The 1,066-nt window shown below is 42.5% G+C and carries 2 protein-coding genes; both read right to left on the bottom strand.

The genetic code is table 11. From position 1 onward, the window contains the following. Positions 1 to 36: 36 nt before the first annotated feature. The gene (locus AACU94_RS24430; RefSeq protein WP_000545934.1) at positions 37 to 315 is read right to left on the bottom strand and encodes a hypothetical protein; all 279 of its coding nucleotides are present in this window, start codon (positions 313 to 315) and stop codon (positions 37 to 39) included. 57 nt (positions 316 to 372) lie between these two features. Then, positions 373 to 702, bottom strand: coding sequence for a hypothetical protein (locus tag AACU94_RS24425; protein ID WP_000855123.1), 330 nt, complete (start codon positions 700 to 702; stop codon positions 373 to 375). Between the last annotated feature and the right edge of the window lie 364 nt (positions 703 to 1,066).

Raw genomic sequence — 1,066 nt, 5'->3', positions numbered from 1 at the left:
TGCCCCACAGCCTCGTTACCCCCCCCAAAAAAAAAGTTAGTATTTGCTAGTGACCTTTCCTTTCTTAATCATTTCTCTTAATTCAGATTCGGTGTACTCCTTTCCATGTTCCAACGTGGAATATATGTTACCAACAGTCCATATCCCACACTTCTTAATTTCTGCATTTATCCATGACTCACGCAGAATAAACAACGGTTCGCAATCATTTCCTTTTTCATAAACATAAATAGATTCGGTATCATTTCCAGAATCAGAAGTGCCAACAATTTTTTCTATATCGAAATGTTTTTTCAGAAAAGTTGTAAAATGCATTTTTATTCTCCTGCCGCTGTGCGGCTTTGGTAATTAGGGGCAATTACGCCCCTGTGATTAGTAATATGATGTAAATTCGTGTTTCTCTTCTGGCTGAGTTTTATAGGCCATCTCAAATGATTCAATCTCTATTGCAGGTACGCTGTAACAATCACGCACACGACGCTTTAATGGCTCCCCACAGAAATCATTAAGCAATGGGGTCTTATATCCACTCATTGAACGAGTCAGAAGAACAGAAGCGCGAACCTCCTGGACGGTGACGGTTTTTTTACCGTGAACAGAAATAACCTGGTAGAAATTAACGTTAGTTTGCTCATATCCCCATGAAGATACAAACACATCACCAACAGAAACAGTACCGTTATTAAAAGTTAATGTTTTCATTTTTATCTCCTGCCACTGAGCGGCTTTGGTGATCAGGGACTATCCCCTCTCGATATGTTTATAATAGGTCAATTCTGACCTATTTGCAAGTAATTTTTACTCCTGATTTAAAACAAAAAATAGATTAAATACATATAGTTAAGTTATGTTTACATGATGCCCGGCAGGGCATAGAAGGGGCGAAAGAAAATACCAGGGAGCAGCAGAGCCACATCGCCCCGAAGCGCGGCGCAGCCGCTGCCGAACGCACCAGGGCGCACAGGCCATCCCTTCGCCCTGCAAAGCCCAACAGACCAGCAGGCCATGATTATGCTGATTTGCGCCGCAGAATGCCGCAGTTAGCGCGAGCGTAAGCGAGTTTACG

This window comes from Escherichia sp. E4702, assembly GCF_963883545.1.
Taxonomy (GTDB): domain Bacteria; phylum Pseudomonadota; class Gammaproteobacteria; order Enterobacterales; family Enterobacteriaceae; genus Escherichia.
Note: the sequence above shows the minus strand (reverse complement) of the source record. Positions and strands in the feature narration are given on the sequence as shown.